Below are 16,862 nucleotides of genomic sequence, written 5' to 3'. Positions count from 1 at the left end.
GAGTAAATTAGAACATTTCCAATAGTGCTCGTTTTAAATCTGCCTGCCAGTATTTCCAGGTATGATTACCTTCAAATTCTTCATAGAAGCAAGGAAATCCTTTTTGGTTTATTAATTTATGCAATTCCCTATTTGGTTCTATGAAGTTTGCCTTGTTGCCCTCCGTCGTCGGAACAGCTGTTTCATCAGTCCCGATCACATGATAAAGTTCGAGGAGATGCGGATCCTCAAAATTACGTACAGCGTCCATTACTGCTTCATTGGCAAGTGGCGACTGCATGATGCATTTCCCGAATGTATGAGGGTACTGCAATGCGGCCAATAAAGAAACTGTACCGCCAAGAGAGTCACCGATCAAAGTTCGACCATGTCCCATTTGATAGGTTGGGAATTCATCATCTAAAAACGGGACAAGTTCATGGGCAAGAAAACGTATGTATGCAATGTGCTGTTCCCCGTCGGGATGATATTTGCGCCTGCGGTCAAAGCGGTCTTTATAGGGAATTCCGACAATGATGATATTCTCGATCTCATCGTTCCCTAACAGTTCATCTGCTACCCGACCAATTCGGCCCATTTGAAAATAATCACTGCCATCCTGAGCAATCACAAGCGAATATTTATACAATGGCGAAAAATTAGCAGGCAAGTAAACAAGCAGTTCCAATTCTTCTGCTAAAGCTTCGCTTTTAAACATGTACTCTTTAATTGTGCCTTTGCGTAAACTCATTTTCCCGCACCTCAATGATAAATAATAATGAAAAACAACTTACTTGATTATTTTAGCATAGCCTTGCGACTTTTTCCCGTGACAAGAATTTAGAATATAAAATTTTCGTTATATTTTCTAAAAATTTAAATTATAAGGTGCTATAATACAAGGATATAGAAAAATAATAAAAAAAAGGTGGCGAATAAAATGGCAGAAGTACATGTACACAGCAGGGAAGTAACAAAGGCGGCTAAACGAACATTATTGGAGCGCGGTGTCAGTGTAGAGGCAATTGCAAAAATCGTTTATGAATTGCAGATCCCATACAAAGCTGATCTTAAGCTGGAGGAATGCATCCACAGCGTTGAGCGTGTCCTGTTGAAAAGGGAAATTCAACATGCCATTTTAGTCGGTGTGGAGCTGGATAAACTGGCAGAGCAAAAAAAGCTATCAGAACCCCTGCAATCGATTGTTGAGTCTGATGAAGGGCTATTCGGAGTGGATGAAACGATTGCCTTTGGTGCAGTACTCGGATACGGAAGCATTGCTGTAACGACCTTTGGCCATTTGGATAAAAATAAAATAGGCGTCATACACGAACTTGATAAGAAGCAAGAAGGAATCGTGCATACCTTCCTGGATGATATCGTTGCAAGCATTGCCGCGAGTGCCGCCTCAAGGTTAGCTCATCGTCTGAGGGATGAAGAAGAATCGTTAACTGAACAGGAAAAGGACATCCAGGAAGAAGAAGAGTTAATAGGTTGAACCTTGATTAACAATCTTCATCCAGACCTGTCAAACCTGGCCTTAATGAAGCGGGCAGAAAGGATATTGTCTACTTTAAATGTCCGTTTTGTCTGCCTTAGAAAACAGAATGCGTGAATATGGCCTGGATAAACCTCAAGCACCTGAATTTTCCGCTGCGTAATCTTACCTTGTTCGGAGAGATAAATTATCTCCAATGGAGCATTTTCTTCCATATGTTTACGAAGTATATATTTCATTCCCTGTCACTCCTTTGCTGACTTGCTTGCTATCATTATATGCGAACGTACGTTTTGTATGCAAGTGGAAAGGGAACGTTAGTTCTTTTTTTGTTGAGATAAAATATGTCCTTACCAATTAGTCATTATATACGTCAAGTTAACTCAGTGGGAGAACACTTTCTTGACGGGGAAGGCTGGTCGTTTTTCACTCTACATACAATTAACGATTTCAAGTCAATAATGCTTACGTGATGAGAAGTTGTCGTGTATCGATACTATTAGTTCAACCTTAACGACTTTACCAATAATAAACTTCTGAATCACTTTTCTTTCTATTTCAAGAAGGGGGAGGTGATTTTTTGTTGCTTGATTGGCTTTCAAAAAGAATTATTAAGGGAGACAACTCTCAGTGGTTGCAAAAAAGCCTTTTAATGGACCGGGTGAAAAGGTCTTACCCCAAGGGTGCTCAAGGGTTATCCATAAGGGTACTCCGTCAACGTCTATTCATCCCGTTTTGTTCGCGATTGTGCAGGGTTGGCTAATGCTTTATGACTTCTTCTAACGGTCCTCGCAGAAGTACAATAGCCGCTTCTTCATCATGCCAAACTGAAGTGCATTATGCTTCAGCCCATTGTCAGATGGAGAAGGGAGAAACTGTTTCCACGATTAACATCCACAAGAATCCCTTCCTTATTATTAGTCTCTTAAAGTGAATTTTTGCTAAATGGAATTTTGCATACATTTGGATATCCATTTTATAAATCATTGAGCGTCGAGTATAGTACTCAGGGTAACGTTGTTTACGTCAGGTAGATGAAACTGAAAACGGCAGGTGCTAATAAGGGGAGCTTGGTGTTAGTTTTACCAACTAACGGGAATCAAAGGCGAGATGGAGCCAATTATGGTCAGCAATCCTTTTTTTTGATTTGTTCACTTTCATTGTTGATATTGAACAAATAAAAAAGACCATTTATTGTGTTCTTCTTTAGTGTTTCTTAATGAACTAGCGTCCTGATAGTTAGTGTTTGAAAAAAGTAAGAAGTTAACTTTTTACTATTACTTCACCCCTTTTGGTTAACAACCAACCTTCTTGAAAACGTATACTACCCAGTAGATTTTTGCTGTTTTAATTAGATATATTTTTACTTTTGTACCATATTGTACAAACCCCTTTTCTTTTAATGAATAAAATAACCAGAAAATAAAAAAAGGAAAAGGTGATTATAATTAAAAATCATTATACTATTTCACATTGTAATTCCTTTGTAGACACCACATATCTTAATAAGAAATGTGATCAAAAGAAGCCGGATGATTGTCATAGTTGTCATAAGAAGCACAATGATTGTATTTGTATTCAAAAGAAACCGGATGATTGTCATAGTTGTCATAAGAAACACAATGACTGTATTTGTATTCAGAAGAAACCGGATGATTGCCATTGCTGTCATAAGAAGCACAATGACTGTATATGCAATCAAAAGAAACCGGATGATTGCCATTGCTGTCATAAGAAGCACAATGACTGTATATGCAATCAAAAGAAACCGGATGATTGCCATTGCTGTCATAAAAAGCACAATGATTGTATATGCGATCAAAAGAAACCGGATGATTGTCATTGTTGTCATAAGAAGCACAATGACTGTGTATGCATTGAAAAGAAAACCGATGAATGTCATTTGTGCCATAAGAAACATAATGACTGTCACTGTGACCATAAGAAACATAATCTAGTGAGAGCATCTGCGTTTAGGGCTAATAAGAACACACCACAACTTTACAAAGCAGCGGTTACGCCCTCCGTAAAAGTTTTATACCAAACTGAACAATTTGATTTAGCAAATGAATATAATCCGCATATATCAACATTTATTCCAACCGAGAATGGAATTTATGAGATAACCGCAAAAGTCTCATTTTGTCCGTCAAAAAGAAAAAGTGATAATTCCTCAAAAAACAAAAAAGATAGTTGCAAATGCGATTATTGCAAAAAAAATAGTTGCAACTGTGAGTATTGCAAAAAAAGTCATTCTTCAAAAGACAAAAAAATACCTTCTTCAAAAGAAGGATATGCCGCCTCCATTTCCATTAACGTAAACGGAGATGATATGGATATTGTTAATGACTTCTTTGGAAAATCAAGACCTATTGGACTATCGGTTACTACAATCCTTCAGTTACAAGCAGGAGATCGGGTACAAGTAATATTTAGCGCAGGCGCAAACGGAGAAATTTTAGCAGAGGCACCTTTAACCAACTTTCAAGCTGCTAGATTCCCCTCTCCTATGTAAAGATCTTTTCCTGTCTTTTCTTTGCTTAAATCTTAGATTGAGCACATAGACATCATATTTGTTAATTAAAGTTGAGAAAATCTTATATGTAGGAGCCTAGGATTCTCCTCATAAATGGTTAGTTGGACTCTATTCTTAGAAATTTTTGGGTCAAATCCTGCTGGCTTCTTTTCTTCTTTGACTTTGTTCAAAAAAAGGTTATCGGGAAAAATAGTAAATTCTATTGAACAAGGCCTAAAAAACAATGACCATACTCAGTGTCAGCTCCCAGTGTTATGACTAAAAGACAACAACAGTATCGGACTACAAAGAAAAGATTCTTTCTCAATTGGGCTTCTTTACGAAAATCTGGAGATAACGGATATAGGGAACTCATTAAGATGTAATAGTTTAAATATTGAACGCATTCTTACAAGCTTTCAAGGATTAGCTTACCAGGCCACTTTACGATAAAAATTTTTTTAGCAAAACTACTTGTTTTATTTTGAATACCACTATATAATAAATCTTGTCCAGTAAAGAAGTCAGCAACTAATTAAGGTTTAAAAGCAAGCTCTAAAGAGCTTGATTTACATATTGACTTGTTAGCTCAGTGGGAGAGCACTTCCTTGACAGGGAAGGGGTCGTGGGTTCGAATCCCTCACAGGTCATCAACTAACTTGGCGCTATAAGCGTCGCAAAAGCCTTCTAACACGCAGAATGAAACGGTCAATGAAGCGGTCAACATCCGTATATTTGACGAAAATCATTCGCGAGTTAGGAGGTTTTTTGTTTTGACTAAAAAGAAGGAATCATTAACGGTAGACGTTGACTTATCCGATTTATTTATTGAAGATTCGTTGAAAAAGAAGTCGGTTGAAGGTTTTCCAGTTAATCAAGCGCTCGCCACTGTTACGCGTCAAATGGAGGTAACTGGCTTTAGAGAACGCACAATAAGCGATTATAACTTACACGTCACTCATTTCACGAGAATTACGGGCGTACAGGTGCTTGACGAGATAACACCCGAACACATTTACGAATGGTTATCGAGTATGAATGTAAGCAATCAGACTAAACTTACACGCTTAAAATGTTTAAAGGCTTTCTTGGGTCGTTGCTTCGACATCGGTTGGATAAGTACAAAGTTTTGGAAATCGATAACAATAAAAGTGGATAGTCCCGTTAAGATAGGCGCCTCCGAAAAGGATATACGTTTATTATTAACGTTACTTGATTTATCGGATTTTGTGCACTTGCGGGATGCTACTGCGGTTTTATTAATGTATCAAACGGGAATCCGAGTTGGAACGTTAGCGCTTCTTGAAAATAAGCACGTTGATCTTAACGCGAAACTACTTAAAATAGACGGCGGAATTATTAAGAATCATCAACAGATTCTTTTGCCTATTGACGGCGATTTAATACGTTTATTGACCGTTTTAATGAGCCAAAATGACCTAGTACGACGCGATCATAGGATTCGGAATAACTTTGTATTCATAACGAAAAACGGGGGTCCTGTTACGACTAGTCCATCGAATAATAATATTCAGAAACGGCTGAGCAAGTATGCGAAAGAATATGGCTTAAAGAATATCAATCCGCACGCCCTTCGGCGTGGTTTTGCGAAGAAACTACTAGATAGAGGTGCAAATGTGGCGGTAATTTCGAGAGCACTGGGTCACAGCGATATTGCTGTAACAAGCCGGTATCTACATTTAGATAAAGAGGAAGTTGCGGAAAGTTTACGCAAATATTTGTAAGAAAATAGAAAAGGACGCTGGATGCTGGTAACATCCAAACGCCCGACCGCAATTAAGCAGAAAATTTGAGGTCTTAAGTGTACCATGAAAAAAACGTAAAATCAATACGTTTATTTGAGTATGTCTAAGCGCGGGCTGCGTCTCTTTTACGAAAAGGGAGCCGGAATCATGTCTAAAATAAGTACAGAAGCTATGTCCATGTCCACAAACCAAATAATCGAAGCGGAACACGCAGGCAATATCGCCTATTACAGATCACTATCAAAATTCGAATCTCTCGAAGCATTCAACGCACATTATCGCAGCTTAACTTATACATATGCGGAACTACTCGACCAAAAGCCGTCTTTCAAGGCGATACTAAAGGCTTTATTTGATAGCGCCCCTAGTACATTCGGAGTCCCGTTCATGAAGCGTGAGACACTAGCGGAGAAGGCAGGCGTATCCCTACGATCCGTCGGTAACTTCCTAAAGGTTTCTGCCGACACTTTCGGGATTACAACACTTAAGCAGCTCGGTAAAAAGGACAAGCGTTACGGTGGATATGCGTATCTAGTTTACGTGTTTTCTCCCTTATCAAATTTACGAACGCATCCATCGAATGAGGTTATCGAAGCACCTTCTGAAAATGAAGATTGCACAGCGTCTTGCACGGCGTCTTTGCACAGCGTTAAGATGCCGAAAGCCCTGAAGCCTCAAGCGTTAGAGGCTCCTATTTCGTCTCCGAATCAAGATTCTTTTAATCAAGCTTCTCCTTCGGAAATAAAAGATATTAAATACAAAGTACAAGACACCGTCGGTAAGCAAATAACAACTATCGAATATATTTCTCTTTTCGATAAGGACATCGATATACTACTAACCGGATACGAAATACTAGAAAAAATCCAAATTCAAAAAACAATCGAAAAGACTTTAAAGAAACGTAATCTATTATTTGCTAATACGAAAATGTCCGTATTGAAAGCGCTAGAAACTTTAGTGTATTTCCAACGACAGGCTAATCGCGGTCTATTCGCATTCAGAAAAGGCATTTTTGCATTTCTAACTTATAATCTTAATCTAGCAATTGATGAAGACGACGAAATAAAGGCAAACGAAGAGTACGACCTAGCTATGAGACACTTATACTCTACCTACAACGACGAAGATAACGAAAAGTGTCTCGAAGACTTCTTTAATCAGGTGAAAAGCTCAACAGTAGCAGGAAGTAGCTATGTCGATTACATAGGTAGTTACGGTGAAGAAGACTTTTTTGCTACCTCTTATACGTCAATACCAAATTAAAGGGTGTTTATGTATTTTATTATAATTTCTCATATAGCGAAAAAATGGGGAAAGACTTATATAACTCTTTCTTTTCATCATTAAATTCTTCAAATGCAAAGTCTGCCTCTTTTTTACTTTGAAGTAAAACATTTATACAAAAGATTAGTTCCATGTTATCTGCCGAAGGAGCAACTTTATTTTTTAAGATCATAAGTTCTTTGTATTCTTTATTTGTCAATTCTCCATTTTGTCTATAATTAGTCTGTAAAAGGTTTATCAATAAAATATGTTTTATTAATGAGTCCGAGATATGTTCTTGTAATTTGTTAAGTAAAAATAAAGGGAGTCTCAAGATTTCCTTATTATTTGTTTGATCAAAAGCATCTAAACAAACCAAACAAAAGTTATTTACAGTCCCAAAAAGCTGATCAGACTTTTCGAAATCCATTGAATTAAAAGATTGTATCATGAAATTCAAGTCTAAATTCTTAGCATGTATAAGAGTCTCTTTTTCTAAAAGGATATATGGACTTATTGGTATTTCATCCTTTGTATCATTCATAACCATTGTTATTTGCATATCTAATAATTGCTGAGAAAAAGCATTAATAAATTTAATTTCTGACGTTGGTGAATAAAATAATATTAAATATATATCACCTATTTTATATTTAAAAAAACTAGGGTTATCAGGATTTTCCACTTTAAACCCACTATACTTTTTATATACCATAACATCAATTATTCGTTCAATTTCTCTATCAATATTGTCATTATTTCCAAACTGAACATTTTCATCTACATTTAATTCAGAGAATAATTTTTGGAGGACAAGGAACAACGAATACGCATTCTCTAAGTCAGTTAAATATTTTTTTGCTTCTACAGTTGAAATTTTCCCGACAAAGTCAGCAAACTTTATCTCACCTGATTTTAGAAATTCTATTAATAAAGGAAGTATTTTTAATTGGGCCGCAAGAGATTTAATTTCTTTAATGGTGAAGTTAAGTTTATTGCCATTTTCATTGAAGGTTAATTCTAAACAACCCTCCACCAGTTTAGTTATATTGGGTGGGGAAAATTTTGTTTTAACCATAACTTCAAATACATTACCGTTTATTTCAATCTTCTCTATATTCGCGACAGCAAGTGAATCTATTCTCATATTTCGAATTGGATACTCGATATTGTTTTTTAAGCCAAACTGAACGAAATCGTGATTAAAAATATCTTGAAACCCGCCTTTATTGGGGTCAAATGTCAAACTAGTAAATATTAATTTTTCATATTCCTCATCCGTATATTGATTATTTTCTATTAGTATGCGAGGCTGCTTGTCCATCTGATCGATAAACTTTCTACAAACAGAGTATAATGTAGTTTCCTCAAGCGGTCTAAGCTCAATACTTAGGGTTCTCTGATGTCCCCACTGTTTAATAATTTGGTTCAATTCTGTAGGTAAAAGTTGTTTGTAAAATATTTTAGTATGGGTATTTTCTAGAATTTCAACGACTAAAAGTAAACAACCTCCTCTTTTATAATAATTTTGATAGTGAATTATATCTAAAGGGAATTTTCGGTTTCCTACAGTAAATGTTTTAACACCTGTCCCTTTTACTTGAGTAGGGACATCATTTAGGTAACTTTCTTTTCGCTCTGAATCGTCTTTAAAAACCGTTATTTGCCCATCAAATGACGGTGCCTTGTCTCCAGTAGGTATTTCAGCCACTAAATATGATCCCTCTTTATACGTTTCTTGCACAATAGCAGTTACTGCAATAGTCTCTTTTTTTCGATTTGATATTTTAGCCATTTCTTTTCATCACCTGACTTGATGTAGTGTTTAACCTTTGTTATAAATTATATCATTTCGACTCTGTCTTTTTACCCACATAGATACAAAAATTTGTAAAACTATTAGATTGTCAAATGGTGAGGTTAATATTGGCTTTTTATGTGTAATATTCTAGCATCATGTAAAACCAAAAAAAGAAAAAAGAACGGTTTCCCGTCCTAGTTCCGAAGTTCCTTATTTTGATCCCGTTCAGATGCGATGTATCTTCGAATACGTCTTAGTTCCGCATTACCGAATCGATATTGCTTTCCGCATAGTTTTCCGTCTATAAAGTACTCGGCCATTATACGGATACGATCCGAGTATGAGCGCTTAATACTTTGCATTATCTTTTGGTTTTCGGTATAAAAAGCGAAGCTGCGTGTTTCTAATTGCCAGTATTCGGACATTATTTCGACCTCCTTTCGCTATCTTGAGCATTTTTCTTTTGCTCTCGGAAAAGTTAGCGTTTAGGAGGTCGTATTTGTTACATATACGGTAATGTTTTAAGAAATAAGGGCCATTCTAGCTATTCGTTTAACGATGCGAATGTATTAGTATTCTAAAGGGGTAAAAGAGCTCTATCATGCTTCTACGAGGAAATCTATTACTAGTTACAAGTGCTAAGGGTATGAATATGTAAAAAATAAATCAGTGTAAAGTTGCTTGTATTCGACTTAAGAACGATAATATAGGCGAAAAAGCCTTATCGCTCAAGGATTAAAGGCTTTGATGTATAAAAAGGAATGTTAATTAAACTTTACATTAGTAGACAAAATAAGAAAAATCGGGGTTTTGTAACCTGGAGGCTCGGGAGAGAAGGAGCTCCCGTCCTCGAGGGGTTATTTGAATATCTTCAGTTTTGTGAAAATTTCATACAATGCTACTATTGTTGTCGCAATCTGTATTAAAGCTACAGGGATTTTAATAGCTGCTTCCCTTTTTGATTTACTAGAGAGGACATTCACAAAAAGAATGGTAATTCCTGTAGCTGTTCCGAATAATCCAATTCCTAGAACGATTAGGAGAGCCCAGTTTAACCAAATGTATTGAGAGAAATAGTAAACTATTCCCCAGATTATTAGCATTGCAACACCTAGACCTAGCCTATCGATACCTATACTTTCTCCGTTATTCAATTCAGTTAACGACATTCCTAACCCACTAATTCCAAAGCTCACTAGGATAGAACTAATGATAATAGTAACTATTTCAGAACCAAGATAACTAGGTGTAAGGTAAAGGAATACTGCTGCAATAATCATAGCAATGGATAAACCTATTCCATCAATTATAATTTTTTTACTAGGTTTATCCTTTTTTTTACTACTCACTATTATCACTCCTATAAATAAATTCCATAATTGATTATACGATATATATGAGCTAAGGTTTCACCCCTTTTTTGTGTACCAAAAACTATTGATTGTGGGATGCTAATTCTCGTCTCCTATTTATGCGGTTATTGGTGTACCAAAACTATGTACCGAAAACTATTGATTGTGGTATATGATTTTGGTACACTCTATTTATCGACATAAAACGGATAAGGGAGATACTACATAATGAAATTTGGATACGCAAGGACATCGACTAAAAAACAAAGCTTAGACTCACAGTTAGACGCATTGGAGCGATATGGTTGCGATGAGATTATTATGGAACAACAGTCGGGAGCAAAAACAGAACGTAAGGAGCTCAATACTTTACTAGGAAAGCTCCGTAAAGGTGACACTCTAGTCGTCTATAAATTAGATCGACTCGGACGTACGATGAAGCAGCTTGTCGACCTTGTTTCAATTTTTAATGAAAAAGACATCGAGTTTGTAAGCATAAAGGACTCAATTGATACGAGTACAACAACGGGGCGGTTTATGTTTCATGTATTCGGAGCAGTCGCAGAAATGGAACGAGAGGTTATTAATGAACGTGTTAAGAGTGGGGTCGAGTCGGCAAAAGCCAGAGGACGGAGTGGAGGCCGTAAAAAGGCTCACACGAAGGAGCAAATCGAGGGCATGATCGAAATGCTCGAGAACGGACACACGAAGAAAGCTGTACAAGATATGTTTGAAGTTTCTCGAACCACGTTATATAGATACATCGATGAGTATGCTAAGAGGGATACAGCTAGATAGTAAGGTCCATACAATATGGCTGCATATAAAAAGTTATTTATGGCTATGCAGGGTCATACTTACAGTTAAAATGAACCATACTACATCAATCAAAACATAGGGCGTCTCTGCAGTTTTCTATAAGCGATCAAGAGGTTATAGTTCCGATAATATTAAAAGGGTTATCTATTATTGATTTGTACTCAGCAGGAGGCGCAGTAATCTAAAGGATTACAAAGGTCATTTCTATTAGTCTACGCGTCTCTTGGTCGTAGGAATAGCGAGGAACTCCTTCGAAAGGATTTCTTCGCAAACTCTCGGGATCTAACGGTGTACTTTATTCATGAATCTATTCATCGAATGCAACGAATGAACAACGTAATAATGCGGATTGAATGAATGCATAAAACTATTAACAAGTCTATTCGCATTGAAACATCGAACGAAGACCGAGAAAACAACGTTCTTGAGAAATACGAAATGTAACTCTTCGCTGTTGTGTTACGTATTGTATGCGTAAATATTGCATGAAAATGCACGGCAGGGCGAGACAAAATCCTCGATAACCGTTTACCCCAGGCCTCCGGCCCGAAAAGGCCCAGCACTGCTATATAAAATTAGTAACCACAAATTCCACCTCAAGGGGGGAAAGGCGATCTCACCACGAAGCAGCAGCTCGAAAAATTTTCGCTAGTAAAAAATATTTCAGGGTGTCGCATATATCTATAAGTCGAGGGTGATATCGAAAAGAAGTCGTATGGTAGATTTGTCGTTGAGGTAGTGTAAAAAAAGGGAGAGTGTTCGTAGCACTCATCCAAACAATTAATTATATTATGTTGTTATCGCCTTCGGATCTTCGATAGCCTTGTGATACTACTAATCTTTCCTTCTAATGTGCTAATTCGTTGTTCATGTGTTTTGTTGCTAGGGTGTTCGGAATGTGTATCCGGAACTTGCTTTTTTTCCGCCTTGCTTACCCAGTCCCTTAGTGTTCGAGGTCTTAGTCCAAAAATATCGGCAGCTATGTTTATATCCACCCCGTCCATTTCCGCAAATCTTATCATGTACTCTTTTTGTACTCCGTCTATCTTTTTCATACTAATGTCCCTCCAGTAATTACTTTCCGCATTATTATACAAATAAAAACAGCGAATAAAAACATTTTCGTGAATTTAATCTCCTAGCTTATGTCAATTTTGTGAATGAACATGTAAATATAAATTTCTTTTATTCTATTTCCTTTTTTACCATGACATCTTATCGCCTACGAAGAAAAGAGTTTTGATTGCAAATCGTGGGGTCAATTCCGACCAACAACAGCCTTTTGTGGGGTCAATCCCGACCATATGAAAAGGGGTCTCAGACTTAGAGCTGAAAGGGTTTAATGCATTTTTGGTGTGTTGTGTATTCTTTATTCTTAGGAAACACAAACAAACATTACAGTCGAATAAATTCTCCTGTTATCGCATCAAGGATATATCTATATCACGTTATTGTAAGAGAATGCGAGTACCTACGATATTACATAGTGATTGCGAGGGCGAAAGCCCGTAGCTGGGCGAAGCCCAAAGTATTAAATAACGAATTAATGAACGAAAGAGCCTTCGATATCTAGGGGCTCTTTTTCGTGCTGAAATTATGTATCAAGAACGTAATAACCTTCGCTAATGCATAAGAAGGCACGAAGCCTTTAACATGAAAGGGGGAGAAATTCGATGGAAACAAAAAGGCGAGGAATCATAGATATGGATACGGGGTGGTTATTACAAGAGCTTCGCCCCAAAACAGAACAGCAAATGCGTTACGCAGCGAAGAAAAGAGCAATCGAAGAAGGAAAAGGACCGAATTTTATCGCATGCTTTCCGCAAGAGTTACGAAAGATAAACCACGAACTAACGCTTATAGAAGCAGGGGCAGCGATGCGACTACTCGGTTACTTACGATGGAAGGAGAACGGAAGGCTAATCGACTGCGGCAAGTCGCTGAATATTAAGGATCTTGCGAAGATATTCGGTAGGGGATCGACTGCCACGAAGAGTATCATAAATCGTCTCGAAGCGTTCGAACTCGTTAGCAAGGCAAGAGATGGACGGTCGAATGCGTTCTTTATTAATCCTCGATTCTTTCAATTCGGAGGGGAAATCCATACAAAAGACTATACGAAGCTCTTTATAGTAAAGTCCCGAAACCTTGTGGAAGAGCTTTCTATTCAAGAAGCGGGTCTACTATGGAAAGTAATACCGTATTTTCATTTCGCTACATACTATCTATGTGAGAATTATACGGAAAAAGATGCGCGGATAATCAGACATATGTCGCGGGAAACGCTTGCGTACCATATCGGGCACGATAGAAAAACTGTGGGAAAACTCATGAGCGGGCTCAACAAAAAGGGAGCTGTACTTATTAACCAAGCAAACGGATCAAAAAGGTATCTCATCAATCCAGATCTTATTTTCCGTAAGGTAGCCGATAAAGATGAATACACGCGTAACGTAAGGAAGTTATTTAAGCAGCATGAGGAAATCATCAACAAGGAAAGAGAATAAAAGAGGGAGGAGGAGCTAGTGGGCAAAACGGAAAAAAGACATATGTCCTCTGTCTACTCTTCTATTATGTGTATTTCCTGTAGAATCATCGAGTCGTCGATTAATTGTCGATGAGTTTCTTCTAATTATATGTGGTACGGAATTTTGTCGTTCTTTCGTGCGGAGAATTACTTCGAAATGCAGTCGTTAAAGTGTTTTCGGTAAAAAATTTTCCGTCATTATACAATAAAGTATGCCCAACCCGCTATATAGATGAGAAGGCATTTCCCCCTTTCACCTCCTACATTTCTTCTCCTGTCTCCGCAGAGTACAGAATAATTACTTCCTTAGGCTATTTAAATTTACTCTGCGGGATCTCCTAAAGAAATATGGAATTATTTTTTCGTATATTGGTAATAAAATTTCCGTTGAAAAGGAGGCTATTAATGCATATAACACACGACGAGTTACGGCTATTCCGTAATTTACATGGTGCAACGCTCCAGCAGGTCGCTGAGAAAACGGGGTTTTCACCAACATCAATTCTGCGATACGAGCGTGGGGAGAGACTGATCCCGCAAGGCTTTGCAGAGGTCTTCTATGAGCATTTCTCAGTTACTCCGAATTTTAAGACGGATGTAATGATGCTCAGAGCTATCGTAAGGAACAACAAAAAAACTTATTAAAACTAGGAGGAAACAATCAATGAAACTAAACATACAAGACATGCGAGGCCTAATCGAGTACATAAACGAAGAGCATAACGCTACAACCCGATATTTCCGTGAACAGATAATCGATCCCTTTCGTGAGAAAAAGGCAGATATAAATCGCTCTCGGGACTTAAGTGACGTGGGTAAGCTAAATAAAATAGCCGAGCTACAAAAGGTTTACGAGAGGAAGGCCCTTGAACTAAGTCGGGATTTACATACAGGGACGGAGGAAACGGCACGCATGGTAAAACAAGCTGCGGAGGAACTACTCATTAGTGAAATCAAACCGGTAGACCCTCACAAGAAAGCTCTTTTCGACCAGAAAGTCGAGAAGCTTACAGCAGACGTTAAATTCGCCGTGACACCGAAGCGAGCTTCCGACGCCTTAAAAGAGCTCCTAACTCTTGCGGACGAACCTGCCTTAGCAAACGAGGTAAAGGGTAAGATTCTCGAACTCTCCGATTACGTGGTCGATGCGTCGGCTCCGATCGAGAGGGTGAAGGTTCGTAAAGAACTGGGAGACCTATACAACACAGCGTCTAGAAAGGCAATGCCGGAAGGGGGGGAGGAAGCGGCGGGCATCTTAGAATCGGCGACTCGACTAATCGAATCCTCGGGCATCTCACAACCAGTCGTAACGGCTCTACGTGAGGTTTCGATCCACGCATCGACCTTCATCTATAACCCGGAAGAGGGGCTTGCTACCTTAAACGTAACCGAGCCGTGCCCGCAGGATGCGCAGAAGACGGCGCAGCAAGAAAGCCTCGAGCGCTTGGCGGAAAAGGCGAGACGTACAAATCATATCGACGATAGAATCGCTTACACTCAAGCGAAAATGGCACTGATGCGAGCTTAAATAACGAGAGCGCTAAAAAGGTCAATACTGTATAAACACCATATAAACAAAACGGAGCTATTCGCTTTTTTCTTGCGAAGGCTCTTTTTTATTAAGGAGGGAAAGAAAATGGGAAGACAAGGGCCAAAAGCAGAACCAAACGTTTTAATGGAAAAAAAGGTACGTTGAAAATGAAGCCCTGCGTATCATGCGACAAAACGCTAATTAACTAACGGGTGCGGTCTTTATTAAGAAGGATCGCTTTTTTTATGGGACTAACGGGGCAGTTTAGTTCAAGCGTGCTGTTTAGTCTTTGTTCAACAATTGGGCCATATTCTTGAATAACTAATTGTGGAAATAATGGATATTTGAGATGATTGTTATTAAGTTAAAGGGCAGTTTAGTCAAAAATACTTTGTAACTATCTAACTAACTTTGATTTTGGGGCGGTGCGATAGATAAAGAAATTGAGTATGGGGTGAATTAGATTGGTCTATGGAGATATAAAGTTGAATCTATTAAATCATTTTAGAATTAGTAAATGGGAAAGTTGTCCTTGTGGCAGTGGAAAGATATATAATGACTGTTGTAAAAATAAAGAAATCTTACCAGCTCAAGTATCAAAAAAACCACCAGAAGTTCAGGTAATGGAAATGATGCGAAAGTCTATGAAAAAATGCTGTATGCACCCAGACCAGAATAATTGCAAAGGTAAAATTAAGGGTGCTCATGCTTTGCAAAATAATAAAATAGTATCTTTACTGGGAGGTAGCGAACGGCATGTTTACTTATTAGACTCTAAGAAAAGTCCTTTGTTAGTTCCTCTTAAAAATGGCAAAACGGAACTTATCGTTGAAGTAAGTAAAACAAGTGTTAAAAATGCAACTACTCAAACTTGCTTTTGTGACTTGCATGATAATATAGCTTTTGCAGTAATTGAAAAAGGAGCACCTGATTTTGATGAATCAAATGAGGTAATGAAATTTGTCTATGCCTATAAAGCCTTTATATTTGAATATTATAAGCAATGGATGGCTATGGATATTTTTAGAATCAGTTTTGCAAACCGCCCCGAGGTATTCAATACATTTAAAATGGTAGGAATGTATCGAATGTTACATCTCAAAATGAACGAATTTGAACCAATAAAAGAACATTTTGATAATCAAATTCTTACAGGGAAACATGGTGGTATTAAAACTTGTGTTGTCAAATTGCCTGAACAAATAAAATTTGCAAATTATGCTTACATTGCTCCAGATTACGATTTGGACGGTCGAAAAATAAAACATACTATAAAAGGAGTAATGCATCGGATTGCTGTAACAGTTTTTCCAGAAAAAACACAGTCGTACATTTTATTAAGTTGCTTGGAGAGTGAGAAAGCAATATATCAAAACTTATTTAATCAACTACAAAATTCATCGATAGATAAAATAAAGTTATATTTGTCAATGTTCTTGCCATTGTATTCGGAAAACATGGTATTAAGCCCAAATCTATGGAATAACTGGGATGAAGAAACTCGAATGGCTTATACCTTTTATGCCAATCGACAGGGAAATGATGCTATTATTTATAGTAAAACCATTGGTATGAGTTTACGAAATGCCGCAAAAAACACTACTTTTGATTATAGTAACAGAGGTAAAATAGATTTATTTGTATGAGGACATGTGGGGAATACCCTTACAACAAGGAAGGATAAGTGATTCCTAAAGTCCTTTACCTAAGTCTTTAACAATGCCCATTCCGTTATTTCAAAGAGCACGTTTCTCTAGGATCGTGTCTTTTTTATTTTTGGGCTAATTAATTGAATAAGGCATAGAGGA

The 16,862-nt window shown here is 37.6% G+C and carries 16 protein-coding genes and 1 tRNA gene; 11 read left to right on the top strand and 6 right to left on the bottom strand.

Annotated features, from left to right (window positions below; all coding sequences use genetic code 11):
• Positions 1 to 7: 7 nt before the first annotated feature.
• On the bottom strand, positions 8 to 730 hold the full coding sequence (locus ACQKFG_RS02365) for an alpha/beta hydrolase (protein ID WP_427555924.1): 723 nt from the start codon (positions 728 to 730) through the stop codon (positions 8 to 10).
• 189 nt (positions 731 to 919) lie between these two features.
• Here ACQKFG_RS02365 and ACQKFG_RS02360 point away from each other — a divergent pair, with 189 nt between their 5' ends.
• On the top strand, positions 920 to 1,477 hold the full coding sequence (locus ACQKFG_RS02360; RefSeq protein ID WP_427555923.1) for a phosphatidylglycerophosphatase A family protein: 558 nt from the start codon (positions 920 to 922) through the stop codon (positions 1,475 to 1,477).
• Positions 1,478 to 1,494: 17 nt separating this feature from the next.
• Here the strand turns inward: ACQKFG_RS02360 and ACQKFG_RS02355 are convergent, their stop codons facing one another.
• Positions 1,495 to 1,716, bottom strand: a complete 222-nt coding sequence (locus ACQKFG_RS02355; RefSeq protein WP_192203742.1) for a hypothetical protein — start codon at positions 1,714 to 1,716, stop codon at positions 1,495 to 1,497.
• A gap of 1,293 nt (positions 1,717 to 3,009) precedes the next feature.
• On the opposite strand from ACQKFG_RS02355, the gene ACQKFG_RS02350 reads away from it, so the two are divergent.
• The 5 genes from ACQKFG_RS02350 (at position 3,010) to ACQKFG_RS02330 (ending at position 7,024) form a co-directional block, all read left to right on the top strand.
• Entirely contained in the window at positions 3,010 to 3,435 is a 426-nt protein-coding gene (locus tag ACQKFG_RS02350) for a hypothetical protein (RefSeq protein WP_353872845.1), read from the top strand.
• The gene (locus ACQKFG_RS02345; protein WP_192203743.1) at positions 3,435 to 3,992 is read left to right on the top strand and encodes a hypothetical protein; all 558 of its coding nucleotides are present in this window, start codon (positions 3,435 to 3,437) and stop codon (positions 3,990 to 3,992) included. The genes ACQKFG_RS02350 and ACQKFG_RS02345 overlap by 1 nt, the downstream gene beginning before the upstream one ends.
• A 578-nt stretch (positions 3,993 to 4,570) precedes the next feature.
• Positions 4,571 to 4,642, top strand: a tRNA-Val gene (locus tag ACQKFG_RS02340).
• A 123-nt stretch (positions 4,643 to 4,765) separates the two neighbouring features.
• Entirely contained in the window at positions 4,766 to 5,737 is a 972-nt protein-coding gene (locus ACQKFG_RS02335; protein ID WP_427555918.1) for a tyrosine-type recombinase/integrase, read from the top strand.
• A gap of 120 nt (positions 5,738 to 5,857) precedes the next feature.
• The gene (locus ACQKFG_RS02330) at positions 5,858 to 7,024 is read left to right on the top strand and encodes a hypothetical protein (RefSeq protein WP_427555915.1); all 1,167 of its coding nucleotides are present in this window, start codon (positions 5,858 to 5,860) and stop codon (positions 7,022 to 7,024) included.
• 19 nt (positions 7,025 to 7,043) lie between these two features.
• Here ACQKFG_RS02330 and ACQKFG_RS02325 read toward each other — a convergent pair whose 3' ends face one another.
• The 3 genes from ACQKFG_RS02325 to ACQKFG_RS02315 all read right to left on the bottom strand — a co-directional run bounded on the left by ACQKFG_RS02325 (position 7,044) and on the right by ACQKFG_RS02315 (position 10,174).
• Positions 7,044 to 8,819: a DUF4365 domain-containing protein gene (locus ACQKFG_RS02325; protein ID WP_427555912.1), complete on the bottom strand. Its 1,776-nt coding sequence runs from the start codon at positions 8,817 to 8,819 to the stop codon at positions 7,044 to 7,046.
• A 200-nt stretch (positions 8,820 to 9,019) separates the two neighbouring features.
• The gene (locus ACQKFG_RS02320; RefSeq protein ID WP_427555909.1) at positions 9,020 to 9,250 is read right to left on the bottom strand and encodes a hypothetical protein; all 231 of its coding nucleotides are present in this window, start codon (positions 9,248 to 9,250) and stop codon (positions 9,020 to 9,022) included.
• Positions 9,251 to 9,682: 432 nt separating this feature from the next.
• Positions 9,683 to 10,174: a hypothetical protein gene (locus ACQKFG_RS02315; protein ID WP_427555906.1), complete on the bottom strand. Its 492-nt coding sequence runs from the start codon at positions 10,172 to 10,174 to the stop codon at positions 9,683 to 9,685.
• A gap of 231 nt (positions 10,175 to 10,405) precedes the next feature.
• Between ACQKFG_RS02315 and ACQKFG_RS02310 the strand changes: the two genes are divergently transcribed.
• On the top strand, positions 10,406 to 10,975 hold the full coding sequence (locus tag ACQKFG_RS02310) for a recombinase family protein (RefSeq protein ID WP_427555903.1): 570 nt from the start codon (positions 10,406 to 10,408) through the stop codon (positions 10,973 to 10,975).
• A gap of 818 nt (positions 10,976 to 11,793) precedes the next feature.
• On the opposite strand, the gene ACQKFG_RS02305 is transcribed toward ACQKFG_RS02310, so the two are convergent.
• Complete coding sequence (locus ACQKFG_RS02305; RefSeq protein ID WP_427555900.1) at positions 11,794 to 12,051, bottom strand: hypothetical protein; 258 nt, start codon at positions 12,049 to 12,051, stop codon at positions 11,794 to 11,796.
• Positions 12,052 to 12,669: 618 nt separating this feature from the next.
• On the opposite strand from ACQKFG_RS02305, the gene ACQKFG_RS02300 reads away from it, so the two are divergent.
• From ACQKFG_RS02300 to ACQKFG_RS02285, 4 genes are all read left to right on the top strand, one after another.
• A complete protein-coding gene (locus ACQKFG_RS02300) occupies positions 12,670 to 13,503 on the top strand; it encodes a hypothetical protein (protein ID WP_427555897.1) in 834 nt (277 codons plus the stop codon).
• Positions 13,504 to 13,928: 425 nt separating this feature from the next.
• The gene (locus ACQKFG_RS02295; RefSeq protein ID WP_427555894.1) at positions 13,929 to 14,168 is read left to right on the top strand and encodes a helix-turn-helix domain-containing protein; all 240 of its coding nucleotides are present in this window, start codon (positions 13,929 to 13,931) and stop codon (positions 14,166 to 14,168) included.
• A 19-nt stretch (positions 14,169 to 14,187) separates the two neighbouring features.
• Complete coding sequence (locus ACQKFG_RS02290) at positions 14,188 to 15,051, top strand: hypothetical protein (RefSeq protein WP_427555891.1); 864 nt, start codon at positions 14,188 to 14,190, stop codon at positions 15,049 to 15,051.
• Positions 15,052 to 15,539: 488 nt separating this feature from the next.
• Positions 15,540 to 16,700, top strand: a complete 1,161-nt coding sequence (locus tag ACQKFG_RS02285; protein ID WP_427555888.1) for a hypothetical protein — start codon at positions 15,540 to 15,542, stop codon at positions 16,698 to 16,700.
• The last annotated feature ends 162 nt before the right edge of the window (positions 16,701 to 16,862 follow it).

This window comes from Peribacillus sp. NPDC076916 (genome assembly GCF_050269675.1).
Taxonomy (GTDB): Bacteria; Bacillota; Bacilli; order Bacillales; family DSM-1321; genus Peribacillus; species Peribacillus aracenensis.
The sequence above is the reverse complement of the archived record's forward strand: the minus strand, read 5'-3'. Positions and strand labels throughout refer to the sequence as shown.

Excerpts from the sequence above, each read along its gene's own strand:
- ACQKFG_RS02310 (WP_427555903.1), top strand. The coding sequence starts at position 10,406 with ATGAAATTTGGATACGCAAGGACATCGACTAAAAAACAAAGCTTAGAC.
- ACQKFG_RS02350 (WP_353872845.1), top strand. The coding sequence starts at position 3,010 with ATGATTGTCATAGTTGTCATAAGAAGCACAATGATTGTATTTGTATTC.
- ACQKFG_RS02330 (WP_427555915.1), top strand. The coding sequence starts at position 5,858 with ATGTCTAAGCGCGGGCTGCGTCTCTTTTACGAAAAGGGAGCCGGAATC.
- ACQKFG_RS02360 (WP_427555923.1), top strand. The coding sequence starts at position 920 with ATGGCAGAAGTACATGTACACAGCAGGGAAGTAACAAAGGCGGCTAAA.
- ACQKFG_RS02295 (WP_427555894.1), top strand. The coding sequence starts at position 13,929 with ATGCATATAACACACGACGAGTTACGGCTATTCCGTAATTTACATGGT.
- ACQKFG_RS02325 (WP_427555912.1), bottom strand. The coding sequence starts at position 8,819 with ATGGCTAAAATATCAAATCGAAAAAAAGAGACTATTGCAGTAACTGCT.
- ACQKFG_RS02300 (WP_427555897.1), top strand. The coding sequence starts at position 12,670 with ATGGAAACAAAAAGGCGAGGAATCATAGATATGGATACGGGGTGGTTA.
- ACQKFG_RS02305 (WP_427555900.1), bottom strand. The coding sequence starts at position 12,051 with ATGAAAAAGATAGACGGAGTACAAAAAGAGTACATGATAAGATTTGCG.
- ACQKFG_RS02290 (WP_427555891.1), top strand. The coding sequence starts at position 14,188 with ATGAAACTAAACATACAAGACATGCGAGGCCTAATCGAGTACATAAAC.
- ACQKFG_RS02365 (WP_427555924.1), bottom strand. The coding sequence starts at position 730 with ATGAGTTTACGCAAAGGCACAATTAAAGAGTACATGTTTAAAAGCGAA.
- ACQKFG_RS02320 (WP_427555909.1), bottom strand. The coding sequence starts at position 9,250 with ATGTCCGAATACTGGCAATTAGAAACACGCAGCTTCGCTTTTTATACC.
- ACQKFG_RS02355 (WP_192203742.1), bottom strand. The coding sequence starts at position 1,716 with ATGAAATATATACTTCGTAAACATATGGAAGAAAATGCTCCATTGGAG.